The organism is Candidatus Gracilibacteria bacterium (genome assembly GCA_041661045.1).
GTDB lineage: Bacteria > Patescibacteriota > Gracilibacteria > UBA1369 > 2-02-FULL-48-14 > 2-02-FULL-48-14.
Map to the genome: position 1 here is coordinate 551,133 of JBAZVE010000001.1, position 24,585 is coordinate 575,717.

The 24,585-nt window shown below is 46.8% G+C and carries 25 protein-coding genes and 1 tRNA gene; 20 read left to right on the top strand and 6 right to left on the bottom strand.

Features of this window, described 5'->3' with window-relative positions; genetic code table 25:
* The first annotated feature begins 22 nt into the window (after positions 1–22).
* Together WC777_02585 and WC777_02590 are read left to right on the top strand one after the other, a co-directional pair.
* Entirely contained in the window at positions 23–652 is a 630-nt protein-coding gene (locus WC777_02585; GenBank protein ID MFA6024077.1) for a hypothetical protein, read from the top strand.
* A gap of 68 nt (positions 653–720) precedes the next feature.
* Positions 721–1,449, top strand: a complete 729-nt coding sequence (locus tag WC777_02590; protein MFA6024078.1) for a hypothetical protein — start codon at positions 721–723, stop codon at positions 1,447–1,449.
* Here the strand turns inward: WC777_02590 and WC777_02595 are convergent.
* Positions 1,446–1,925, bottom strand: coding sequence for a hypothetical protein (locus WC777_02595; GenBank protein MFA6024079.1), 480 nt, complete (start codon positions 1,923–1,925; stop codon positions 1,446–1,448). The genes WC777_02590 and WC777_02595 overlap by 4 nt on opposite strands.
* A 22-nt stretch (positions 1,926–1,947) precedes the next feature.
* A complete protein-coding gene (locus WC777_02600) occupies positions 1,948–2,271 on the bottom strand; it encodes a hypothetical protein (protein ID MFA6024080.1) in 324 nt (107 codons plus the stop codon).
* A gap of 71 nt (positions 2,272–2,342) precedes the next feature.
* Between WC777_02600 and WC777_02605 the strand changes: the two genes are divergently transcribed.
* The gene (locus WC777_02605; GenBank protein ID MFA6024081.1) at positions 2,343–4,109 is read left to right on the top strand and encodes an ABC transporter ATP-binding protein; all 1,767 of its coding nucleotides are present in this window, start codon (positions 2,343–2,345) and stop codon (positions 4,107–4,109) included.
* Between the two features lie 117 nt (positions 4,110–4,226).
* On the opposite strand, the gene WC777_02610 is transcribed toward WC777_02605, so the two are convergent.
* Positions 4,227–4,589 carry a hypothetical protein gene (locus WC777_02610; protein ID MFA6024082.1) on the bottom strand — a complete coding sequence of 121 codons (363 nt, stop codon included), beginning with the start codon at positions 4,587–4,589 and terminating at the stop codon, positions 4,227–4,229.
* Positions 4,590–4,805: 216 nt separating this feature from the next.
* On the opposite strand from WC777_02610, the gene pdxS reads away from it, so the two are divergent.
* The 6 genes from pdxS (at position 4,806) to WC777_02640 (ending at position 10,349) form a co-directional block, all read left to right on the top strand.
* Complete coding sequence (pdxS, locus tag WC777_02615) at positions 4,806–5,669, top strand: pyridoxal 5'-phosphate synthase lyase subunit PdxS (protein MFA6024083.1); 864 nt, start codon at positions 4,806–4,808, stop codon at positions 5,667–5,669.
* A gap of 14 nt (positions 5,670–5,683) precedes the next feature.
* Positions 5,684–6,205: a pyridoxal 5'-phosphate synthase glutaminase subunit PdxT gene (gene pdxT, locus WC777_02620; GenBank protein MFA6024084.1), complete on the top strand. Its 522-nt coding sequence runs from the start codon at positions 5,684–5,686 to the stop codon at positions 6,203–6,205.
* Between the two features lie 28 nt (positions 6,206–6,233).
* A complete protein-coding gene (locus WC777_02625; GenBank protein ID MFA6024085.1) occupies positions 6,234–8,507 on the top strand; it encodes a hypothetical protein in 2,274 nt (757 codons plus the stop codon).
* Positions 8,494–8,895, top strand: a complete 402-nt coding sequence (locus WC777_02630; GenBank protein ID MFA6024086.1) for a hypothetical protein — start codon at positions 8,494–8,496, stop codon at positions 8,893–8,895. Before WC777_02625 ends, WC777_02630 begins: the two co-directional genes overlap by 14 nt.
* A gap of 887 nt (positions 8,896–9,782) precedes the next feature.
* Positions 9,783–9,856 (top strand) — tRNA-Trp (locus WC777_02635).
* 16 nt (positions 9,857–9,872) lie between these two features.
* Entirely contained in the window at positions 9,873–10,349 is a 477-nt protein-coding gene (locus WC777_02640; protein ID MFA6024087.1) for a hypothetical protein, read from the top strand.
* A 33-nt stretch (positions 10,350–10,382) separates the two neighbouring features.
* On the opposite strand, the gene WC777_02645 is transcribed toward WC777_02640, so the two are convergent.
* On the bottom strand, positions 10,383–11,621 hold the full coding sequence (locus WC777_02645) for a hypothetical protein (protein ID MFA6024088.1): 1,239 nt from the start codon (positions 11,619–11,621) through the stop codon (positions 10,383–10,385).
* 142 nt (positions 11,622–11,763) lie between these two features.
* Here WC777_02645 and WC777_02650 point away from each other — a divergent pair, with 142 nt between their 5' ends.
* Positions 11,764–12,705 (top strand): hypothetical protein, encoded by a 942-nt coding sequence (locus WC777_02650; protein ID MFA6024089.1) that lies wholly within the window; start codon positions 11,764–11,766, stop codon positions 12,703–12,705.
* Between the two features lie 46 nt (positions 12,706–12,751).
* Here the strand turns inward: WC777_02650 and WC777_02655 are convergent, their stop codons facing one another.
* Entirely contained in the window at positions 12,752–13,015 is a 264-nt protein-coding gene (locus WC777_02655) for a hypothetical protein (GenBank protein ID MFA6024090.1), read from the bottom strand.
* Positions 13,016–13,361: 346 nt separating this feature from the next.
* On the opposite strand from WC777_02655, the gene WC777_02660 reads away from it, so the two are divergent.
* The 10 genes from WC777_02660 (at position 13,362) to WC777_02705 (ending at position 22,864) form a co-directional block, all read left to right on the top strand.
* Complete coding sequence (locus WC777_02660; GenBank protein MFA6024091.1) at positions 13,362–13,994, top strand: hypothetical protein; 633 nt, start codon at positions 13,362–13,364, stop codon at positions 13,992–13,994.
* A 160-nt stretch (positions 13,995–14,154) separates the two neighbouring features.
* The gene (locus WC777_02665) at positions 14,155–15,369 is read left to right on the top strand and encodes an S-layer homology domain-containing protein (GenBank protein ID MFA6024092.1); all 1,215 of its coding nucleotides are present in this window, start codon (positions 14,155–14,157) and stop codon (positions 15,367–15,369) included.
* 118 nt (positions 15,370–15,487) lie between these two features.
* Positions 15,488–17,161 (top strand): hypothetical protein, encoded by a 1,674-nt coding sequence (locus WC777_02670; protein MFA6024093.1) that lies wholly within the window; start codon positions 15,488–15,490, stop codon positions 17,159–17,161.
* A gap of 104 nt (positions 17,162–17,265) precedes the next feature.
* Positions 17,266–18,321 (top strand): hypothetical protein, encoded by a 1,056-nt coding sequence (locus WC777_02675; protein ID MFA6024094.1) that lies wholly within the window; start codon positions 17,266–17,268, stop codon positions 18,319–18,321.
* A 59-nt stretch (positions 18,322–18,380) separates the two neighbouring features.
* The gene (locus tag WC777_02680; GenBank protein MFA6024095.1) at positions 18,381–18,731 is read left to right on the top strand and encodes a PadR family transcriptional regulator; all 351 of its coding nucleotides are present in this window, start codon (positions 18,381–18,383) and stop codon (positions 18,729–18,731) included.
* Complete coding sequence (locus WC777_02685) at positions 18,704–19,765, top strand: PspC domain-containing protein (GenBank protein ID MFA6024096.1); 1,062 nt, start codon at positions 18,704–18,706, stop codon at positions 19,763–19,765. The genes WC777_02680 and WC777_02685 overlap by 28 nt, the downstream gene beginning before the upstream one ends.
* Positions 19,766–19,828: 63 nt before the next feature.
* Positions 19,829–20,911, top strand: coding sequence for an FAD-dependent oxidoreductase (locus WC777_02690; GenBank protein ID MFA6024097.1), 1,083 nt, complete (start codon positions 19,829–19,831; stop codon positions 20,909–20,911).
* A 9-nt stretch (positions 20,912–20,920) separates the two neighbouring features.
* Positions 20,921–21,208 (top strand): hypothetical protein, encoded by a 288-nt coding sequence (locus WC777_02695; GenBank protein ID MFA6024098.1) that lies wholly within the window; start codon positions 20,921–20,923, stop codon positions 21,206–21,208.
* 4 nt (positions 21,209–21,212) lie between these two features.
* Positions 21,213–22,145 carry an FAD:protein FMN transferase gene (locus tag WC777_02700; GenBank protein MFA6024099.1) on the top strand — a complete coding sequence of 311 codons (933 nt, stop codon included), beginning with the start codon at positions 21,213–21,215 and terminating at the stop codon, positions 22,143–22,145.
* On the top strand, positions 22,109–22,864 hold the full coding sequence (locus WC777_02705) for a ferric reductase-like transmembrane domain-containing protein (protein MFA6024100.1): 756 nt from the start codon (positions 22,109–22,111) through the stop codon (positions 22,862–22,864). The genes WC777_02700 and WC777_02705 overlap by 37 nt, the downstream gene beginning before the upstream one ends.
* Here WC777_02705 and WC777_02710 read toward each other — a convergent pair.
* A complete protein-coding gene (locus WC777_02710; protein ID MFA6024101.1) occupies positions 22,850–24,517 on the bottom strand; it encodes a hypothetical protein in 1,668 nt (555 codons plus the stop codon). The genes WC777_02705 and WC777_02710 overlap by 15 nt on opposite strands.
* Positions 24,518–24,585: the final 68 nt, after the last annotated feature.

Here is a 24,585-nt window from a genome sequence, read left to right on the forward strand (position 1 = left end):
CAAACTATAAAATCCACTGGGCATGGCTATGACTGCAAAACTCGCATCGACTCTCACGAAAGATCGACTTGCGCCCGGCGCGTTGGATGATGAGAGAGATTTGAGTATGCACGGGCTTGCGTATCGTGATGGATTTCTTCTTTTTGATGGGCAGGCCTATAAACCGAGCGTTCTCGATCGAGGAAGAGGGCTTGACCCCTCTAGTGGTGATATTTATTTGGGTGATGTTCAGTTTGAAACCTCTGTTGTTAACCGTTTTGTTGGGTCTTGGTACGATGGGATGTCTCAAGCGAATATTCGTGTTTCGGAGGGTCGCTTTATGGAGATACCCACGCTCTTTGAGATTGAACGGCTTTTTGTGGGCGATGTGGGTCGTTTTGAGGTGAGCCGTATGTATGGAGATGGAGTGGATATGGGTGACGATATTGCGAGGAGGGAAAATGGTCTTTTTCAAAGATGGCATCAGGAATATCTAAGTGCGGTTGATGGGTCGTTAATGGGAAAGCCCGTACTTGAAGCAGATTTTGCACGGAGGTTGTCTGGGGGTTCTCGTCCACTCGACCTCACGAAACTTTATGGAGAAAGAATTCATGATCAACTTCGAGGTTTAAAGCGAAGGGACTTGAAGGAAAAGTATCCGGAACGGTATTAGCGTGCCAGGCTTGTAGCTTCTGAAGACCTCATGTACTATTGTCACTTCAGTCGATTTGTATTTTAGATATGATCACTAACAGTGAATTGGAAGCAGGGCGTGTGTTTGATCCCGCAGTGCAAGGTGATGCGGAAAACATTGGGTTTGTGCATCGTCACTTAGAGATAGCTTTGAGCCATACAAGGCTGGGCCGTGTTGAACGAGGACTCGATGGAGATGCCTTTGTTTTGTTGGAACAGTTGAGGTTTGCACATTTAGTCATAAGGAGTGTCCCTTCGGATGCACGCAGGGGGTTTGATCAGGATGAAATGGCAGTGTGTATGGCTGTTGCTGGTCTTTCGAAACAATTGGCAGATAGCTTGCTCGCAAATGGAGAGCCTCAAACGGTTGAACGAAAACGCAGCATCTTTCAGGCTTTAAGTGAATTCGATAAACTTACTTTGAATCGAGCTGATTTATTGGCGGAATTTTACCCGAAAGTTCAAGTGGCTTTGGACTTGGCGGAACACTATAAACGGGCTGGCATTTTAATGCGGTTTTATAGATTGAATCACTATCATCCAAACAAGGCGGTAAGGGGCATGGCAAAGATGGTTTTGTTCGACTTTTTAATGCCTGCATTGGACTATGTTGGGGAGTCACCGTCGGGAGCTCAGTCCCCAGAGGAGTTGAGTGATATTATGTCCGTATGGTCGAAGCTTGAGGGTACAGAACGGGCAGGTATGCCGACGGGGCTTTCTCCTCAAGTTTTAGATTCGTGGCTTTGTGGACATGAGAGAGACCTGTTAAGCTCCTAAATCTTCCGTGAGTCGTAGGCCCAGTGGAGGAGGGCTTGTCTTTGTTTGCGGCGGCAATTTTGCTGGCCAGGTTCACAGTTCTTTTGAATTTGTGCGATGTGCCGTTTCATGGCCTTCCAACGCTTGATTTGCCTCTGGTCTTCCTCGGGAGTTCGACGGCCGAGATAATAGCGACAATACCATTGGAACCAGCCTCGTGGATCTTGAGGGTGTATCCAGCCTTTCTTTTGCCAGTATTCGAGTGGCATGGAGGCTTCGACGCCAAAGCAGTTCGATTTTTTCACATGAAGAAACCAAGATTTGGGGAATTCGTCGGGTTCATCGGCGATGTAAGTTCCATTGAAGACGCCGAGCTCGAGCATTTCTTTGGGGGTGAGCTCCGGTTTGAATTCAGGATCGAAATCTTTACCCGTTGGACAAGTCAGCAGGTAGTAGCCGTTTTGGAAGGAATCGTTGATGAGGATTTTCTTGGGCACAGCTAGAGTGTAGCACTAGGTTCTATTTTGTGGTGCCCCGGTCTCTGGTTTTATTGATTTGATCGACGAGGGCTTGCATTCTTCTTTCGAGTTCAAAGAATTCTTTTTCTGGGATGAATCTGAACTGGTGGGCGGCCGTGTTTTTTTGTCGATTTTCCTGACTTGCCATTGTAGCGTGGATCCTTCGTTTCAGCGTTCTGCTGAACAAGCTTAGCGCTTCTTTCCCCATGCTTTCTTCGGCCCATTGTTGAAAGGCAGCGAGGTTTTGGACGGAAACAAATCTCTCTCCTTTACGAGGGTGGAATTCCTCCTCCTTCTCCTCTTCTTGGTGCCGGTCCGTAGTCATGCGCATAGTTTAGACATATTCCAAACTTTAGTCAAATGGTGGGGAGTTTTTCTTTGTGCTTTAATGGGGGCATGAAGAATGCGTATTTTCAATTGATCAAGACGGCGTGGACTTTTGCGGAGGGGCGAAGGGGGTGGTTTGTGTTGGCGTATGGCATGTTTACGATGGCGAACATTGTGGCCATGGCGGAGCCTTTGATTTTGGGCTTGTTCCTCAATGAAGTGCAGCTGCATGGGCTTGAAAATGAGAAAAAGATTTTGTTGTATTTATTGGCGTACCCCGGCATTCAGCTTTTGTTTTGGCTCTTCCATGGGAATGCGCGGGTGATTGAGCGCATCAATGCGTACCACATTCTGGACAGTTACAGGAGAAAGCTTTTTGATTTGCTTTCATCCTTGCCCCTCAAGTGGCACAAAAACAACCATTCCGGGGGAACCATGAGTCGGCTTGAAAAGGGGTCCGGAGCGCTGAGAAATTTTGTGGAAGAAGGGTTCCAGTACATCGAGACCGTGGTGCGGTTTTTTGCTTCGGCGGTGGCTCTCTTTTTTCTTTCGACTTATGCGGGCCTGGTGGCTTTGGCTCTGGGCCTGGTCTGTGCGCTTGTTATTTTTAGGTTTGATAAACAGCTGATTCGCTACAACACGGAAATGAACGAAGATTGGCATAAATATGACGCTTCTTTCTATGACTATGTGGTGAATATGAGAACGGTTATTACTTTGCGTCTGGAAAAACTCGCGAAAAAGGAGACGGTTAAACGGTTTTTACAGCTCTTCCCAACCTGGAAAAAGAACGCCAAGGTGAACGAGCTCAAGTGGTTTTTTCTCAGCATGGTTTTGGCGGGCCTGTCTTCGCTGGTGATGTTGATTTATTTGTACCAACAGTGGGCGAGTGGGACGGTGATTTTGATTGGAACTACGGTGGCGCTTTATGAATACGCGCATCGATTCACCAATGTGTTTTTTGATGTGGCATGGAAGTACGAACAGTTGGTTCGTTACAATACAAATCTTAAATCGGTGGGGCCCATTTGGGAGGCGGCGGAACTGCTGGGCAGTGGAAGTGGAGTGAAACCCATTTCATCCAAGTGGAAACGAGTGGAAATCCGCGAGCTTTCGTTCCGTTATGAGGATGAAAAGCATCGAACCCACAATTTAAAAGATGTTCATTTGGTTTTGGAGCGCGGCAAGAAAATCGCCTTGGTGGGGGAGAGTGGCAGTGGGAAAAGCACCTTGCTCGCCTTGCTTCGTGGCCTGGAAGTTCCGGATCATGTCAAAGTGGTGGTGGACGGAAAGGAGCTTGGCCTGCGCGCTTTATCGGGCCAAATGACTTTGATTCCGCAAGACCCGGAGATTTTTGAAAACACCATTGAATACAATGTGACGGCGGGCATCTCCCATCGAGCGAGCGAGATTTCGGACGCGATTCGTTTGGCGCGGTTTGATACGGTGGTGAAACGCCTGCCGCGTGGTCTCGACACGAATATTAAAGAAAAAGGAGTGAATCTTTCGGGAGGAGAGAAACAGCGGCTCGCCTTGGCGCGTGGGATTTTTGCCGCCAAAGACAGCAGTTTTGTACTCTTGGACGAGCCCACGAGCAGTGTGGACACCAAAAATGAGGTGAAAATTTACGAGTCTCTCTTTGAGCATTTTAAAGACCGCTGCATCATTTCCACCATTCATCGGCTCCACTTGCTTCCGGAATTCGACAAAATCTACCTCTTTGAACAGGGTGAACTAAAGGCGGAGGGAAGTTTTGACGACTTGCTCAAGCACTATCCTCCTTTTCAGAAGATGTGGGCCGTGTATCAGAAGGCTTTAAATCGCTGATTCTTTTAAAATGATGATTAAACGGCTGCCGGAAATTGATGCGCTTCGTGGAGTGGCCATTGTGGGGATGGTGCTGTTCCATGCGGCGTTTATTGCGCTGATTTTTGGATTGATTGAGTTTGAACCTTATGGGTGGCCACTGATTGTGCCGGTGAGAGCGGTGCAATTTTTGTTTTTGGGTCTGATGGGAGTTTCGGTGCATTTGTCTTCACGCGGATTTGGAGGGCAGCTTGAGCGGGCGGGAATTTTGGCGGGGGCGGCGGCTTTGGTGAGTTTGGGCACAGCGCTGTTTTTTCCGGAGGAATTTGTACGATTTGGCGTTTTGCACTTTGCGATGGTGGCGATTCCAGTGGTTTCTTTGTTTAAAGGGAGGCCTGCTTTGGCCCTGTGGACTGCGGCAGGGAGTTTTCTTTTGGGAGAATTCTTTTTGAGTTTTCGAGTGGAATCCGAGTGGCTGTTCCCGTTTGGACTCTTGAACTCCGGATTCACTTCGCTCGACTATTTCCCTCTTTTCCCCTGGCTTGCGGCTCCTTTGGTGGGGCTTGTGATTGGGGAGGCCGTTTATAAGAAGCGCGAGCCCACGGCGCTGGAAGCTTTGGCCGGTATCCCCGGTTTAGCGGCTTTGGGACGGCATTCCTTGGCCATTTATTTGTTGCATCCGCCGGTGCTTTTCGTTACCCTGTGGGCGCTTTCTTTGCTTCTAAAATGAATCAGACGGGACAAAATTTGGCTCAGATGCTTAAGGGCGGCGTGATTATGGATGTCACCACTGCCGAACAAGCAAAAATTGCTGAAGCGGCGGGGGCCTGCGCGGTGATGGCGCTTGAACGCGTGCCATCGGATATTCGAAGAGATGGGGGTGTGGCGCGCATGAGCGACCCCGCCATGATTCAAGAAATTCAAGCGGTGGTGACCATTCCGGTGATGGCAAAAATTCGCATTGGGCACACGATGGAGGCGCAAGTTTTGGAAGCCCTCGATGTTGATTTTATTGATGAAAGTGAGGTTTTGACTCAGGCAGATCCGTTTGCGCATGTGGACAAAAGTGAGTTCAAAGTGCCTTTTGTGTGTGGGGCGCGGAACCTTGGGGAAGCGCTCCGGCGCATTGCCGAGGGGGCAAGCATGATTCGAACCAAGGGTGAGGCGGGGACCGGAAATATTGTGGAGGCGGTGCGGCACATTAAAACCATTGCGGCGGAAATTGCGGCCCTCAAACGCATGACGATTCCAGAACTCATGGCCGCCGCGGAAGAGATGCGGGTTTCGATGCAATTGGTGGAAAGGGTGCGAGACTTGGGGCGACTGCCCGTGGTGAACTTCGCGGCGGGCGGGGTGGCCACTCCGGCGGATGCCGCGCTGTGCATGTACTTGGGGTGTGACGGGGTTTTTGTGGGCAGCGGTATTTTTAAAGCGGCGGATCCTGCGCGGATGGCGCGAGCCGTGGTGGAGGCGGTGATTCACTGGGAAAATCCGGCGAAAATTGCGGAACTTTCCAAGGGGCTTGGCGAAGCGATGCCGGGGCTGGAGGTGGGGGGATTGGAAGTGAGGATGCAGGAGAGGGGGAACTAAACTACACTGCTGACATGATTGGAATTTTGGCACTTCAAGGCGGCGTAGCAGAACACGAGCAGGTTTTGGATCAGCTTGGTTTGGCGTGGAAGGAGGTTCGCTCGCTCGAAGACACTGAGGGGCTCACGGGGTTTATTATTCCCGGGGGAGAGAGCACGGTGATGGATTTGTTTATGACGAACTATGGGCTTAAGGACTGGCTCCTGGGCCGGCCGGCGGATTTTCCCATCTATGGAACTTGCGCGGGGCTCATTTTGCTGGCGCGGTATGGGCTTTTACCGGCGACGGTTTCACGCAATGCGTATGGGCGGCAGAGCGCCAGTTTTGTGGCGGAGCTTAAAGTGGAGGGAGGAGGAACCCTTAAAGGGCATTTTATTCGAGCGCCAAAGATTACGGAGCAGGGTGAAGGGCTTGAAGTTTTGGTCACTCATGAGGGGAGTCCGGTTTTGGTTCGTTATGGCCAGGTTTGGGGCAGCAGCTTTCATCCTGAACTTGCCGGCGAAACACGGCTTCACCGGATGATCTTTTCGTGCTAAGTTGGGGTGGCTTTTTAACTTCCACTCAATGATTAATCGTCGCCGTCTCTCTTTGGTCCTTTTGAGCTTGAGTCTCGTTTTGGCTTCTTGCTCCAAGGGAGGCACTCAAGAGGCTCATTTCAGTACACAAGGTTTTATCCCCGAAGCGTATATTCCCGCGGACATTGGTTTGCTGCTTTCGTACTCGACTCGTGATGATGCGCAATACGCGGCGGTGCAAGCTTTAGAAGTTGCGCTTGGAGATGAAGGACGGCTTTCCGAAACGGCTTCGCAGACTTTGGACACGGGCCTCGGGTGGGAGGGTCTTGATTTTGAGGAAGACTTGAAGCCGGTTTTTGGAGAACAATTTCATATGGTTTATGGCCTTCGTCCCGTTGAAGGAGGGGAAGCGGAGAGCTTTACCGTGGTGACGCTGGAAGATTCAGAAAAAATGACCGCCTTGCTGGAATCCTTTGTTTCCACTGAAGAGCTTTCTTACAAAAAACTCAGCGAAATCGATGCGTTTGTACGAGAAGAAGACAAGCTTTTTATGACGGTGCATGAGGATCTGCTTTTTGTGAGCAACACGGGCGAAAATCTTGTGGCAATGACGGAGCAGAAAAAGTCCGAAAGTTTGTGGGGAAGTGATTTGTACCAAGATACGGTGGAAAGAGTGGGCAGTGACTTTGTTTTGTACGGAGTGATGTTTCCCGCTTCTTATGGTGAGGAGCTGTCTTCACTTGCCGGATTCTCGGTGGGCAGCATCCCCGCGGTGGTGGATCAACAGGTTGTGGTCGTGAGGGCAGAGGAAGAAGGACTTCGTTTTGAAGCGTGGATGGATGCCAATAAAGAGAAGGCGAAAGAGGCCGGAATTTCTTTTGATAGCGTGCCTCGATCAGAACCTTATCTTTTCGAAAAAATTCCTGCCGCCGGACTTGTGGGCTACTTCGAATCTTTTGGACTCGCACAAACTTTTGCTCAAGCGGAGGCGCTTGGAGACAGCACCGGAAGTTTGGAGCAGCTCAAAACAGTTACGCGCAATTATTTTGGAATGGATTTCGAAGACCTCATGAGCTTTATGGATAAGGGTTATTCTTTTGCAATACACCGAAATGCCAACACCTGGATACCCGGTTTGAGTATCATTGTGGACATCAGTTCCAATCCGGACAAGGCTGAAGATTTTGTGAACAAGCTGGATGGGCAGCTCAGCGGGCTCCTGCTTATTGCGGAACAAGCACTTCCCGGAGCAATCACCAAAGATACCATTTCTTGGGCGGGAGAAGAATTTGCTCACATCAACTTAGACCTTTCGGCCCTTCCACAAAGTGCGGAATCTCCGTTGCCCGCTCTTGGCACGGGGGCCTTGGAATTGGTTTATGGAATTTCGGATGGGCGACTTATTATCTCTACGCTCACTGCTTGGGATGAGACCGGCGAGTTTGTGAAAGATAGTGAACTCTATAAAAATTTGAGTGGACAAGTGACGGAACAAAATGAAGGATTGGTTCTGGTTTCCGCTCAGGAACTTGCCGAAATGGTTCGAGGTTTCCGTGCGCTTCAAACGGAAGAGCTCACCGGTGAATTGACGGAGGAAGTGACTCAGCTTGAAGACTTCCTTGAAGGATTTTTGGGGATGATCGCTCAAAGCAAAACAGAAGCTTACGAGAGTCGTTTTGGCGGATTCTTAATGCTCGCGGACTGAGTGTTCGTTTCTAAAAATGAAGAAAGTTCTCATTGGCCTCACCTCTTACAATGACCTTCCGTTGCTGCAAAAAAGTTTGCCTGCGGTGGAGGAGCTTCGCTTGAGTCTTCCCGCGGAAGTGGTCTTGATGGATACGGCGGGCAGTGATGAACTCAAAGACTTTCTTGCCCAGGAATATCCACACTTTATTTATGAGCGGCATCCGGATGGAAATTCCGGATATGGTCGGAGCTACAATACGATTTTAAAAAATCATCCCGGTCACGAATTTTTCTTGCTCAGCACCAGTGATGTTTTGCTTTCCGTCCCCACGGTTCTTGAATTTATTGAGCGGATGGAGGAAGACTCCACCATTGCCCTGTGCGCCGGCAAAAATCACCATTGGGACCTTGAGGCTGGACGAAAAACTTCGATTATTGATTCGCTTGGAATTGTGGCGGAAAAACGGCATCATTTTTATGACCGTGGGCATGGGGAGGTGGACCGGGCCCAATATGATGATGAACTTGGGCAGTTTTTTGGGATTTCCGGCGCGGTTTTTTTGCTGCGCACTTCGGTTATTCCCAAACTGCATGGCAAGGCGCATCTTTTGTTTGATGAACGCATGTGGATGTATAAAGAGGATATTGATTTGTCGTATCGGCTCCGCTGGCTCGGAGAGAAAATCGCTTTATTTCCGGAAGTTTGGGCTTGGCACGCGCGCACGGTGGCCAACAGAGAGGGGAGGAGCCTGCTCGCGCTCCGAAAAGCCGATGCTCAAAAGCGAGACTATGGACGACTTCATTCCTACAAAAATCATATTCTGCTTTTGAAAAACAATTTTTCTTTGCGCTATGGGCCGGTGGTTTTTGCGCGCGTTTTCTTTTACGAATTTTTAAAAGCCGTGTACCTTTTGTTCCGCTCACCACGCATTTTATGGCAGGGACTTAAGACTTTGTTTTTTGTTCCCGCGGACCGCAGTAAAAGACGCGTTCGTCCAAGAGCAGTGCTCAGTTTGTTTGATTAATATTCTTTCATGGATCTTTCCATCGTCATTTTGCATCACGGAAGCCCCAAGGAGGTCACGGCCAACTTGCAAGCTTTGAAGGCCGCGCGACTCCCCAAGAAGACCGAAGTTTTTGTGATCAACAATGGGCAGAAGGGGGCCAATGCCAAGATTCCTTTTGACTCCAATCTTTCTTTTGATCTCCGTTATTTTGAGATTGAGAATCAGGGTTATCCGCAGGGAAATAACTTTGGGCTTCGCATGGCCAAAGGGAAATTCCTTTGTATTTTGAATCCGGATATTGAGGTTAAGAAAAATACATTTGAAGTCGTGCTTTCGTATCTGCAGGCTCACCCCCGCGTGGGCATCGCGGCCCCGCGGCTTCGTTATCCGGATGGATCGATTCAAGATAATTACCGGTCTTTCCCTCGTTTGATCGACCATTTTATTAAGCGGCTTTTTTTGAGACATTTTTTTACGGCCCGCATGCGCCGTTACTTGATGTGGAACAAAGATCCTAGCAAGTCTGAAGCGGTGGATTGGCTCACGGGCGCGTTCCAGGTTTTCACACGCAAGGCGTGGAACAAAGTGGGGCCAAACGACGAACGATACTTCCTTTTTATGTCTGATGTGGACATTTGTAGACAAGCGTGGGCCCGTGGCTTTGAAGTCCATTTTGTTGGGGAAACTGAGGCCCTTCACAACGATGCCCGCCTCTCTTCCGGCGGACTTCTTTCCTTTTTCACCAAGCCCACGCTCCGCATCCATTTGTGGGACGCCCTCAAGTATTATAAAAAGTTTTTTGGACGAGCCCTTCCCAAAATCTGAGCTTTTGCTACAATCCTCCCACCAAGCCGAAGCGAAGCGGAGGCTAAGCAACAAGGTGGCGCAAGCCACATCGTTACCATAGGTCCATCGTATAGTGGTAGTACAGCGGTCTCCAAAACCGTTAGCGAGGGTTCGATTCCTTCTGGGCCTGCCATGATAAAATGATTGCAATGCGTATAAGATTTCTTTTTCTTCCTCTTTTATTCCTACTGAGCACCTGTTCGACTCAGGTTCAGGAAGAGGCAGAGAGACTCAAGATTCCTGACTATGGTTTTGCATTGGAAGCCGACATGTCCGAGTGTGGGAGGCCCAACGCTGTTTTGAACTTTGATGTTGATAGATGGTTTTCCTATGTGGGTGAGCAAGCTGTTTTTTTTGCACGCGTGGATGGCATCTCAAGTGAAGGGGACTCACTTCGCTTGGAATGGGTGGTGAAAGGAAACGAACATGGGATGGTGAAGGAGGATGTTTTTTTGTACGAAGAAGAGCTTGAGGTGAAGCAATGTCCGGATGGGAACTTGTATGCTTCCTCCCCATTGGATTCAGGGACTGAGAATTCAGTTGTGGGGATATTTGGAGGTTTTACTGCTCAGCTTTTTCAAGAGGACGAGCTTGTCTACAGTGCGCACCTTAGCCTTGGGCAGTAGTTCGAACTAGTTCCACGCTGGCCTGCCAACTTATTAAGAAGTCTTTTGAGCGCTGTTGAACTCTATAAAACGCTGTCTTGCTTCTTTAGCCGAACTGAAAGCCTCGGGAGGGTACCCTTCAAATAAGTCGTCGAATCGCTCTCTAAGTACTTTGCTTCTTTGTAGAGCGTCGCCCCACTTACGCAGCATTTCCAGCACCCCTTCATCTCTAGTGAACACGCCCCCTTCCTGGCCCAGAATTTCTTGTATGAGGAGGAGGTTTACTTGTCCGGACGGAGTTTTCCTCAGCTCTTCTATACGAGCTTTTGTTATTTCAAAGAGTTTTTTGTACCTAGGTATAAACTCTGCTGCACGGCGAGAACTTGCACTGGTGGAACGCGTAGAGCGCCTAACCGCAGCCGCTTTATCCGCTATCCACATGAGCCAAGAGTCTGGAGTGGCTTGTATGACTACACTCGTAGCGGCACTAACAGCAGTTAGAGCCATGAATCCGGCTGGTGCGATTATTGCCATGGGTTCACCAACTGCAAATACGACGGGAAGTGAAGCCACGGTCAGAGTCGCCCCTCCTACGAATCCCCTTGTAGCGTACTCGCTGGTTCTCTCCTTTAAGGACATAGTACTGCCACGGGATATTTCATTACGGGCGTCATCTCCCGAAAACATTTGTACCCAGTCGTCGTCGGTGAAACTTTGTCCGGTCAGTGCTCGTTCAACAATGGCAGTGTTCACTTGGGCCCAGACACCTCCGACCCATCCTTCTCCTAAAGCGCTTTGGATGAATCTACCATTGAAGAAAGAGTGGCCGGTTGGCTGAGAAAACCGTCCTCCTAAGGGTTGAGTCCCATCCAGTACTCGCAGACCTTCACCATGTACCTCATTCGCGGCTGCGGCAACACTGCTTGCATCGGCCGGGGTGAGCTGAGCAAATTGAGCAATGAACTCGGTGATGGTGTTAAAACGCAAGGCGCTATTTTTTTCCAAAGCCATTAAAATAGCGGCGCGATTGGGGAGATTGTCCCTTAGGCCATCCGTGGACTGCGCGACGATTCTTTGCAGGGCTGCCGTTTTTTGTCGCTGAGCTATATTGACTATATTAGGGTCTCTCGCGCCTTGGCCCAGCTCTTGCAGATCAAATATATGCAAGGTGGCCATGAAACTCCGTCCGTGCAGAGCGTCGATAATGTCGTCGATTTCATACAGATCTCCCGCAATAGCTACAAAGCGAGGCTCTTTGGGTTTATCGGCGTTCTTGAGGAGATCATTGGGCATAAGAGTTTTTTGTTCCGTTAATTATACCTTATTTCTCCGATTTTATCTATCTAATGGCTCGAACCAGTTCCCCGTTGGCCTGCCAAGCAATAGTTAGACAAGCCGCCTCCTCTTTGATAGATTGGGCGCTTCTTATTTGTTTATGGTGAATCGGTTGAGAGCGTGGGTGGGAGGTGAATTCACTGCGTGGGCTGAGTGGGTGGCTGCTCGACCTGAAATGAGAGAATATCTTTTGATTCAAGAACAAAATGATCGGTTGCATTCGCGTGCTCCAGGAAAGTATGAAAATATCACGGCCGTTTTTAAGGTGCTGGCCACTTTCAACCCCCTTTCACGCTTTTTAGGAACTATGCCGGAGGGTTATGCTCCAGCCATTGAAGTGGCTTACCACCTTTGCCGTTGGGTGGATGATGTTGCGGATGGGGATCTGCCATTGCCGGAGTCTTATAAGGATTTTGCTGCTTTGGTAGCCGCACTTAAAGTTCATCTTTCTGGAAGCTCTGCCCTGTCTGCTGAAGACACCGACCTAGAGTTTTTGTTAAAACGCACGCTTCAAAAACTGGACAAGCATCCGGTGCCTACTATCGATATACGAAAAGAAATGGGCCTTTTTCTTGATGCCATGCAGGTGGAACATGACAAACGAGTGGAGGGAGAGGTTCTCACTCGTGAGAAGCTCGAGGCACTTTATAGAGGCTCCTTTGGGCCACCTCATATGCTCGCATTCGCAGCATTGGGGTCAAGTTGTTCGGGTGAGGCCATTGCTGATCTTTTTCAACTTCAAGGGCGCTTGTATGCCGTTAGAGATTTGATTCCGGAACTTTCCAAAGGGATTATTTTTATTCCGCTGGAGGTGGTGAAGGAGAGTGGGCTGCGCCAGGACGAGTTGACTGGCGATCCAGAAACAGCCGTGCAAAATGAAGTCATTCAAAGGTGGATTGCCGAAGAAGATCGCTATGGACTTCAAACCATCGCAGCTCTTCGTGAGAAGTCGAAGAGTCTTCCTTTGGATGTGAAGGGAGTGGTGGAGTTCTTGGTTAAACCTATTGAAGTGAACATTAGGACTCGGCGAGCCATTTCTTAGCTTTTGCTTAATGGATGTTCGAACTAGTTTCCCGTTGGCTCTGTCGCTAAGCCAATAGGGTCAGCCAAATAGCTTTTCGTTTTAAGTCACAGAATTGGATCACTTGCTCAAAGCTGCGGCCGCTTTCAAGACTAGTTTGCAGCTTCATATACTCTTCGACGGCACCGTAGAAATTTGCGGGTATGCCGAGCCCTGAATTTACAACAGCTTCTCGTTCGTGTGCTGAACCTGAACGCATATCAGTAATCAGAACTTTTGTTCCTGGTTCAAGTGTTCTTAGTTCTTCTATAGATAAAGGTGTATCCCCCATGTCGTATAATTTATATGTATTTCTCAGTTTTGTCAAGGTGTTTGAACTAAAAAGACCCCAGAGATGAATATCCCTGTGGAAAGAATTTTTACAGGGGTACCTCTTCCTGGTACGGATGAACACGAGATTTATTTGAATAAGGGTTCAGGGATGGTCGAGTTTGCAGGTACTATTTCGGATGGAGAGGTCATTTCTTTATAGGTTAAAAATCCATTCGAACTCGTTCTATGCTGGCCTGCCAAATTAACCTGTGACTTTGGGTCGATTCCCGCAGGGCCTCTTGACATATTGTAAAAAATATGTACTATATTTACGAAGTAACAAATTTAATCTCTACAATCAAAACATGAGCACTCCAGAAACACCTATAGATTATGAGGAGCTTAGTAGGCGTACATTCCCTGATGTTGAGGCTTTTCTTTCCTGTTTGGAAGATGAATATGGTTTAGATGTTAGTAGGTTAACTGTCGAAGGGCAAAGGGTATCACGTCCACTTAGCCCACTCGCGTACCCAAATGCACAAGGTCAAATTGCGTTTGCAGCTGGTGTTACTGTTACTAAAGAAATATTTCGATTGGCGATTGATGCTTTATCGGTTAAACCCTCCACTGTTCTACCAACACAGGCTTTCAGGTTACCTGCAAGCATTGGCATACGAGTAGCTGATGCATTGAGAAGATTTCCGACTCCGCCAGAAGCTGAGATCGGTGAAGCTAGAGGGATTCTTATTGAGCGAGATGGAGGATACTTCTTTATGTCTGAGGCTGGTCAAGAGTACCGTGTTGTAGAGGAAGGTTTGGCCTCGTTAGAGCGAGTTTTTGATGCAGATGACAAAGCTGCACTACTAAGAGGAAGTACAGAAATAGGTCAACAGGGGTGCCGACCACTACTGTTAGTTGAATTAAATCCGATAGATCCATCTCCAGGTATAGAGCAGGTTGTGACTAAATTTTGGGATCCTGAGGAGTACGAGAGTTAGACATATGGATTCTATAATTAGTTCGGACTGGTTCCACGCTGGCCTGCCAAGTAACCTGATGTGAGAGTTCGATTCCTGTTGGGGTTCTGGTGGTATCCATTTTAGTGTTTCTTAGTTTCATCCTCTAGGAGTACTATGTTTTTAGCTTAAAAACTTTACCATGAAGATTCGCTTCCTCGCGCTTTCCGTCATCCTTTTTTTTGCTTTCCCCACTATCAGTTTGGCAGCAGATGTTGACTCTCTGGCTGACTACGATGTCGAAATGAACTTTTCCATGTCTTACAGTGAAGATTTATCTGAGGGTGTCTCGGGTTCTTTGAGGGGGACTTACATTATCAGCGTTGATACTGAAGATGAAGTATATTGGAATGCGACTTACACATGTGGCTACGAACTTATTCTTAGCGAGGAAGATCCTTTAGAAAACGACGATTATGAAGTGATTTATGAGGGTGGTAGTGAATGTGATAGGTCCTTAGGATCAGGGGATTACTTGATCAGCCAAGGGGAATCTTATAATGGTGGTATTTCACTCGGTGGGCAGGATTTCATTCAAGACGGAGCTCATTATTGGTATCAGTTCACCCTCTACACTATTGATGAGGTGGCCGCAGTCGTGGATTTTGAGACTGTTGTTGGAGATTTTACCATCGAATTTGATGAACTCGACGAGCCTTTTACTGATGTGAATGGACATTGGGCGGAGAACTACATCAATGCCTTGGCTACTGATGAAGTTGTTTTAGGGTATACAGATGGTACCTATAAACCGGATCAGCAGACTTCTCGTGCGGAGGTGCTTGTCATGGCGCTAAAAGCCATCGCTGATCCCTCTTCTGAAAACGACACCTGTGCTTATGATTTTGACTTAGAACAAGATTACACTGCCACTTACACGGATCTTGATTCATCTCACTGGGGGTTTACATATATTGAAGCAGCTACCGAGGCTGGTGTGGTTTCTGGTTATGGCGATGGTTCGTTTAGGCCTGATCAAACCGTCACCCGTGCCGAAGCGTTATCTATTCTTCTGGAAACTTACTTTGCCTGTGGTGACTATTATGACATTGATGACTGGTATGATAACTATGATCGATACTCGAGTGATCCGGTAGAAAATGATGGAGAGTTTTGGGCGGCTTACTTAGAACAAGGATACGGTGTGGCCAGTGAACAAAATCTTGCACTTGGATTTGCCGATGTCACCGAGGATTGGCAGCGCTTCTATGTTCACTTTGCAGACATTCATGGTGTGGTGAATGGATACTTTGAGGGAGTTACTCTATTTCTCCCTAATAATCCGATTACTCGTGCTGAACTTGCCAAAATGGCATGGAAGTTACGCGTAAATCCCCATAATCCGGAACCCTTTTAATCGTACGAAACGAAAATTTAGATCCCTCGTATAATTAGGTCGAACTCGTTCCACGCTGGCCTGCCAATAAGCATTTTTAGGGCTTTGTGATATAGTTCGAAAGCATTTGTTTTTTAAAATGGAAAAAAACTGTAATCACTGCGAAATAAGATTCGAAATTCCTGAAGAAGATTTGGAATTTTTCCACAAAATTTCACCGGTTTTTAATAATGTGAGGTACCTGATTCCAGAACCTGCGCTGTGTCCAGACTGTCGCTTGCAAAGGAGGATCAGTTGGAGGAATGAAAGGGCACTTTATATGCGAGCCTGTGATTTGTGCAAAAAAAATATTGTCTCTGTTTACTCTCCGGGTAAGCCTCATCCTGTTTATTGCAACGCGTGTTGGTGGGGGGATGGATGGGATGGACACCACTATGGAAGAGAGGTCGATTTTTCACGGCCGTTTTTTGATCAACTCAGAGAGGTGATGGAAGTGGTGCCTCAGTTGGCCATTCAAAATGATGAGGGAAATGGCAGTGAAAATTGCCAATACTGCCAGGATTTTGCTCATGGGAAAAATTGTTATTTTGTGGTTGGTTCGTGGCATACAGAAAACTCTTTTTACTCTAATGTGAATGCTTCCCACAATCGGTCTATTTGTGATTGCATCAATGTTTCCAAATCGGAGCTCGTGTATGAAAGCCTGGATTCCCAAGCGCTCTACAACTGTGCTTTTCTACAAAATTCCCAAAATTGCAGTGACTGCATCTTCGGGTTTGATCTCAAAGGATGCAGAAATTGTTTTGGGTGTTTTGGTCTGAGGCAGAAGGAGTTTTATTTTTTTAATGAACCCTTGAGTGAAGCAGAGTACAAGAAAAAACTCACTGCTTTTGCTTTAGACTCCTATAAAAATTTAGAACTTATTAAGAAACAGTTTTTGGGCTGGATTGTGCAGTTCCCACATAAAAGCACGAGCCAACAAAATTGTGAGAACTGTGAGGGAAATGATTTGTTCAATTGTAAAAACACTCAGGGATTCAGTCTTCTGGATGCGGAAAATTGTAAGTACTGCCATCAAGGGGATAATAACATGTTCAGCTACGACATTTTTAATAGTGGACAGCCCAACTGGTGTTACGAAGGCATGACCCCAGACAACTCGTTTATGACTCATTTTTCGTGGTTCTCTTGGAAAAATAAATTCGTACTTTATGGGATCAATTGTCACAGCAGTGAACATCTTTTTGGATGTGTTTCTCTTCACCGAGCTAAATACAGCATTCTCAATAAACAGTACTCAAAGGAAGAGTATGAGGCTTTGGTTCCGAAGATCATTGAACACATGAAAAAAGGTGGTGAGTGGGGTGAATTTCCACCAGCTCGCATTTCTTACTTCGATTACAACGAGAGCATCGCTCAAGAATATTTTCCTTTGAAAAAAGAAGAGGTTTTGGCACAAGCTTGGAAGTGGAAAGATCCTGACCCCAAAGAGTACCGGACGCAAACTTGTGTGATTCCCGATTCTATTTTGGAGGCGACTGATGTTCTTAGCAAAGAAGTTCTGGCCTGCATCGAGTGTGGTAAAAACTATAAAGTGATTCCTCTCGAATTCGAATTCTATAAAAAGATTTCTTTCCCCATCCCTCGGAAGTGTCCCGACTGTCGACATAAAGCACGGCTTGCTATCCGGTTGCCCTATCAGCTGTGGCAACGCAATTGTGCAAAATGTTCTAAATCCATTCAGACTCCCTACGCGCCCACACGGCTTGAGGTGATTTACTGTGAAGAGTGCTATTTGAAGGAGATTTATTAATGTATTTTCGTATCCCATAGTTATGGGTCCTTTCGTGGTATAGGGCTAGACAAAGCCAAATATTGCTGTTAAAAAGGAATACATTTATTTCATAGCAAAGCCGTATGGGGTATCAATCACTATCAGACTTCGTGGAACGGGTTCTTGGGGCGAGTCAAGCTGATCCTGGATTAGGACAACGGGTACAAGCATTGATAGGGGAATTAGCGCAATTACATCAACAATTAGGTGATGCTCAAGTTGCACTTCAAAAACCTCGACAGTGGAAAGATGGTGAAGTGGTGGGGAATGTTGCGGGTTTTGAAGTGCATGATGATTTAAAACAAGGAAGGCGCAGCCCCTTCTTTTTAGAGCCGGGTGGTAGAGGAGTACTTTCCCGCCGTAGGACGGGAATTTTAGATGGAAGGACCTTAAGAGATCTCGTTTCGGAGTGGGTTATGAATGGAATCACTCCCACTACATGGAAAATGCCGGATGAACAAGATGCGGGCCCTATTGGAATTGTTGAACGGCGTGGGGCCGATTTGCATCTCGATGGCGCTGAGCGGCCTTTTTTCTCCGGAGTTCAGGTTGATAAAGATGTATGTAGCCGGCGTGGGCCTGGAGATAGTGGTGGGTGGAAAATTGGAGTAGATGGAGTTTATGTGCTAAGGAATAGAACGCTTAAACGGGTGGAGCCTCGCTCTGGCAAAGTTAAGGATGTGTATACCTTTCAGTCTAGGGCACCCAGGGACCGGGATTGGATGCCCGCTCCTCAAGGTTTTGTTGTCTATGATGGCGGACACTTTTTACTGAATGGATCTGACAGTATTCAGGGCCAAACTTTTGGTCAGATACTAGAATGGTATCCTGTGCCGGAGGGAGTAATGGTCCAACTCCCCCTAGCTCCCGGGTATCCGTCCCGGGGTGCAGCTTGGTATCTGAACCGATCGCTTTATGACTCAAAATCGTTTTCCTTTGAGCTGGCGAAGCCTTTGGCTGACGGACCTGTGTCTATGGATAGGACATCTTTGTGGCGTGATGAACTTCAGTTTGCACCAAAAGGAGACCACCGGCTCTTTCATCCGCAAGGAGTCTTTGTGATAACGGGGGATGAAATAAAATTCTACAATTATCCTTCGGAAAGTGACAGACTGCAGCTTGAGGAGGAGATAGATTAAACCGTTGAGACTGCCACTTAGCCCTTGCATAGCCTAGTACTGAGTGATACCATGGAGGCATGGATTACTTGGAAAACATTCAGGCGCAAATGAGGAAGGGGATTTTGGAGTTTGCCATTTTGGCTGTGATTGAGGAGGCGGAAATTTATGCTTCGGATATTTTAAAAAAATTGCGGGGCACGGAACTTATTGTGGTGGAGGGAACACTGTATCCTTTGCTGAGTCGATTGAAGCGTCAAGAGTTGGTGGAGTATGCGTGGAAAGAATCCAAGAGCGGTCCGCCCAGAAAGTACTACAAGCTAACCCAAAAAGGGCGCACGGCCTTGGAAAGCCTCAAAGGAACTTGGAAATCCCTTTATATGTCCATTAACTCACTCAATTCATGAAAAAAGTTATTAACATCACCATAGGTGGCATGGTTTGGAGCGTGGAGGAAGACGCTTACGAACAGCTTTTTGACTACCTTAATTCCATTAAAAACTATTTTTCCAAAGACAAGGATGGGGATGAAATTGTGGAGGATTTGGAGGCCAGCATTGCAGAAAAATTCTTAAAAAGAAAAGTTAAAACCGCGCCAATAATGGAGAAGGATGTGGCGGATATTATGAAGGAAATCGGTACGCTGAAAGACTTTAAAAAAATGAGTGAGGAAGAGGAAGATTTGGATGAAAATGAGGAGGTGAAAAGCTCCGGTGAGAAAAAACTTTATAGAGATCCCGATGATTCCACTATTGCCGGAGTGTGCAGTGGGCTGGCTGCTTATTTTGGGATTGAAACGGTGCTCATGAGGCTGATTTTTGTCGTCACTATTTTCTTTGGCGGATTTGGAATTCTTATTTATTTAGTGCTTTGGGCTGTTATGCCGGTGGCGGAGAGCACGGCGCAAAAAATGGAAATGCGTGGAGAGCGCCTCACTTTGCATGAAATTGAAAAGTCTGTGAAACGAGAAGTGGAGATGCTTAAAAAAAAAGACTTAAGTGGCGTAAAAAAAGCAGGCAGTGAGCTTAAAGTTTTTCTTGAACAAGTCTTTGGTGGGAGTGGGAAGTTTTTGCAAAGCTTTGGGGCCTTTTTGCAAAGACTCATTGGTCTTTTGTTTATCCTGATTGGAGTTGCGGGTGTTTGCAGCCTCAGTTTTGGACTTACCTGGCAACTTTCCGGAGGCATGATTCCTCAAACGGGCCTGACGGTCCATGATTTTCTTGCGGTTGAGGGGGTCTTGTATTGGATTTTCCTCGCGGCAACTTATGTGGTGACACTGGTGCCCATGCTGTTCTTTTTCTTGGGGGGGCTGAGCTTGGTGAGGAATAAAAACTTGATTTCGATGAATCTGTTCATCTTCCTTTTGTTGCTCTTTTTTGTGGCCAGTGGAATCAGCGGGAGCGTGATCACTCAAAACTATCCTCTTATTCAACAAAGAGTTCAGGAGTTGGAGGCACGATATTAGTTACGCCGCAGGTTTTTTGTGCTATGCTCCCTGCGCGCTCTGCGAGAAAAACTTAATTTAAAAATGAAAAAAATTGAATTCCAGATCGATTCGATTCAGCCCATTGGGGCTAATGTGGTGCATATAAAACTGGTTCCTAGAAATCCTGCTCAAAGAATTTTCTATCGGCCGGGTCAGTATGGCCTCATCTCTTTTTTTAATGGAGATTCGGTGTCTAAAGAAAGGCCGTTTTCTTTTTTAAGTTCACCTCTTGAGGATGGAACCCTAGAGTTTGGCTTCAAGGTTTTTGGAGAATTTACATCGCAATTTGCAGATCTAAAGAAGGGGGACCGCGTTTTTGTGCGTGGGCCCTTTGGATCCTTCACTTTTGATGAGAACAAATACAGTGACACCCTGTTTCTCAGTGCGGGGATTGGCATCACTCCCTTCGTCAGTATTTTCCGCTATGCAAGCGCGAAAAAACTCCCTAACAAATTGCGACTTCTCTACAGCAATAAGGCCAGCAAAGAGACGCCATTCTATGCTGAGCTCAAAGCTCTTGAAGCCACAAATCCCAATTTGAAAACTGATTTTTATGTTACCAGCAAAGATGAAATCGCTCCTCAAGGATTTACCGCTGGACGGATCAACCAAGAGGAAATTACGAAAGCCATCAGTGGCGATATTTCTGGAAAGACATTTTTCATTTGTGGGCCGCAGCTGTTTCACGATTCAATGGTGGATATTTTGAGGGCAATGGGAGTGAAAGAACGGAACATTAAAACGGAAGGATTCACGCTTTCACCGCGGTCTTTTTTTGAACGAGGGACTTGGGCCTTTCCAATGGTGGCGGGAGCTTCTGCCGTTGTAATACTGGCGAGCCTGTATGCGGTTTATGATTATGAGACAGAAAAGCAACTGGCCTACCAAGAGACCCAGGCTTTGACTCAGATGCAAATTGAAGAAATGACTTCGATGAATGAAGAAATCATAGAGAATAAAAATGCTTTGCTGACTGAACAAAAAGCGAATACTCGAACTATTTACACGACCACCACTCAAACAACTCCTTCCGTGATAGAGCCCACCACTCCTCCGGTTACAACCCCGACCACACCGCCCGCCACACCTCCAGTCACGGTTCCTCCTCGAACGACTGTTTCTTAATCCAATTTTATGAAAAAAACTTTATGCTTACTTTTGATTTTTTTGCTCACGCTTACGGGTGGTGTTTTTGTTTCGCAAAATGTGAGTGCTGAAGATGATGAGGACGAAGATGAGTATGAAGAGGAAGAGGAGGAAGATGAAGACGAGGAAGAAGGGGAGGATGAGCAAGTTCAAGTTGAAGAAACCGTCCCCACTCAAACCACGATCATCAAACAAGTTATTATTCCGGATATTGTTGTCACCGATGACAATGAAAATGGAATTGTTGATGCGGTGGAAGAGCTCTTTTATCAGTAAAAAAATGTTTCGCACACATTCATTCAAGGCTTTCGATACCACAGTTGTGTTAGGGTTTAGTGCCGACGAAAGCGAAGCGCAAAAACTCATTCACTATTGTGAAAAAGAGGCGGAAAAGTTTGAGGCAAAGTTCAGTCGTTTTATCCCAACAAGTGAAGTGAGTCAGTTGAACACTGCCATGGGTGCAGAGCTTGAAGTGAGTGATGAAATGATCGAACTTGTCACTCAAGCAAAAAAAGCTTATGAACTGAGCAAGGGTCTCTTTGATCCCACGATTTTAAACGCCCTCAAGTTGATTGGTTACAATAAAAGTTTTAGTGTGGAGCCCGATGATAGCTCGGACGGCGAGCAAGATTTCAATGAAAGGCCTCGACTGGAATCGCTGAAAATTGGCAAGAATACCTTGCAAGCCCCTGAAGGTTTTTGCCTTGATTTGGGCGGCATCGCAAAGGGCTATTGGGTCGATAAGATGGCAAAAGTCTTGGCGAAGTCCCATCAAAACTTTTGGATATCTGCAGGGGGGGACATGTATATGAAGGGGAAACAGGAGGATGGCAATCTTTGGGAAATAGGTGTACAAAATCCTAGGAGCTTGGAAGAAGATTTGCTCCGCTTGAAAATTCGGGAAGAAGGTCAGGGTATCGCCACTTCCGGTATCGCGAAAAGGCAGGGAATAAGAAACGGAATACCTTGGCATCACCTCATAGATCCGAGAACTGGTTTACCGACTCAAAACTCCATTCTGGCGGTTACTGTTCTCGCAAACTCCACCATGCAGGCGGATGTGATGGCGAAAGTCGTTCTTGTCCTGGGCGTTGAAAAGGGAATGGAATACTTGGCTGCGGACCCGAGCATAAAAGGTTTGATCATCGATCAGAATTTAAACATTCACTCCACATTATGAGCAGTTCACTCTACCAAAATTCATCACCTGTAGATACCGATTTAGACGGCCTCACCGATCAAGGCGAGCTTATGCTTTTTTTTACGGATCCCAATAATACTGATTCCGATGGGGATGGGTATTGGGATGGGACGGAGGTTTTGTATGAAACAAATCCTTTAGATGCCAATGATCCTGCTCAGGCGACAACGGAACTTCCGGATCAAGATATTGCATGGTCTTGGGTTCTTGCTCGAGTTTCTGGAATCACCAGTTACTTGCTCCTTTTTGTTCTGATGATTTTAGGAGTGGGCATATCTTCGGGTTACATCTTTCGGCTGGTCGGTCCCATTGTTGCATGGCGCATTCACAGGGCAACGGGGATCACGCTTATGGCTTTTGTATTCATCCACTTGGTGGCCTTGTTTCTCGATGACTTCATGAACTTTTCGATTCTCGATCTGTTCGTACCTTTTTATTCTGAATTCAGCCCCACATACATGAGTTTGGGCATCATTGGTTTTTATCTTTTGGCGATCATCGTGCTGAGTTCCATCTTCATGATCGTCACCAAATACAAGGCGTGGCGCTTTTTGCACTACTTAACTTTCCCCGTTTTTGTCGCACTCTTTATTCATGGCGTTTTTCTTGGTTCTGACACAGGCAGTTTAGCAATGCAAATCACATACTGGGTCACCGGTGTGCTCGTGGCGTTTTCCTTTGCATACCGCGTGGTGAAGGCTTTGTGAGGGTGGATTCTACGAGTTTTTTAAATGTTCCGCTTGTCGCTCTGCAGCTATCTGGTCCCTCTCATCTTGAGCAAGATTGCGTACATCGAATACAGGCCAATCTGGATTTTTTTCTGGGTCATCTTCTATCTTTGGATCTTTTTGTCGCTGTTCTTGTATGGCAAAAGGATTAGACAATAAAGCGAGTCCTTTGTCCCCCTTTGCCTGATCCGAAAGGAAATGAACGACTACACTGGTGATGCTCAAGGTTATTTCTTTGATCTTCTCCTCCATTGAGGCGATTTCCCTCACGAAGTCGGCTTGGCGTCCTATGCCATTTAGATACCTATAAGTTCTTTCGAACTGAGCTTTATAATCTTTTACTCGTTCATCCTCCTCCAGTAAGCTTTCGACTTCTTCTTCGATGTGAACCGTCAAAGGGACTCCGGCATTTCCTTGGCGATTGTTGAACCAGGCTTGGAGGGTCTGGTTTTCTTTCAAAGCTTGGAAGACGATGTCCCGAATGGCGCAGTAGCTTGAACCCATATAACCCCGATATTTTTCTCCGGCCGCAGGAAGCGTTAAGGCGCAAGCCTGAAGGAATAGGGGTTTTGGATAGAGGTCGGTTTTCATAAAATCGAGAAAAGCTTCCAGGGAAGGGAAAATGTCTCTTGCATCTATACCCTTCTTTAGTCGTTCAGTAGGTGCCTCCAGAACCTCTCGAAGTTTCCCCGTTTTTTCGTCTATCTCAAGGATCAAGCTGTCTTCTGGCGCAGGGGAAAAATGTTCGACGACGAGATTCTCTAGGATCGGGATCTCTGTATCAAAACTAAAAAAACTCACCGGGGAGTTTTTTCCGATTCGGAGTTCTTGAGCAAGAACCCCATGTTCTCTCAAGAGTCCGAGAAATTGTCGGGCTTGACCGGCATTTTTTAATCCAGCCAACTCTTCCTGCATGCGTGTTAAAATCAGTTTTTTTGCCTCTCGTATCACCAAATCGTAGTCCTCTCTTGCAATGCTATACTTTACTGTAGGGGTTGAGGGTTCCACGTCAGAGTCCTGCCCTCCTTGGCTCTGAGAATATTCAGTATAAGCTGCATGGACTCGTTCGTCCTGCTCTCGAATGAGAGCAGTGAGTCTTTTGGCGGAGGCATCAACTTCAGGGTCTAAATCATCTCTGGAATAAGCGATTTCTGTTCCAGGAGCTTCAGATTCTGGGAAGAGGAGGGAAAGGTAGACTTCTTGAATGAATTGAGTGGCCGATAAACCTTGGAACACTTGCTCTACGGCCTGACCTTTACTTAGGGCTGCGAGCATCTTGATTGCGAAGGCTCGCTGAGGCATAGGGGCAGGGATGTGCATAATGTCTTCCTCTAGCTGGGTATCTCCCAAGCGAGCTCTGTTCAGTCTTTTTTCCTGTGTTTCAAGCATGTCACGCAAATATTTTTCGACAGCCCTTCGTACTTGTATTACCGCATCCAATCCTTTGGGGAATGCTTCGTCCCGCAGTAATTGGATAAAAGTATCGGACATTCGTTTGAGTACGGTGGCCATTTTGTCGGCTTCTCCTACTGGGCTTTGACGGATCACATTTGTAGTGCGCTCTTGAAGAATTCGGTCTAATTCAGCTAAATTCGTTTCCAATTCAGCAAAGAGGCCTGCATTTTCTGGCGAAACATCAAGGGGGGTAGGGGCCATTTTATTTTAAATAAGTAGATTTATTTTAAAACAAATCTCATATTTAGTCAATAGCGTTGGACTCTCTT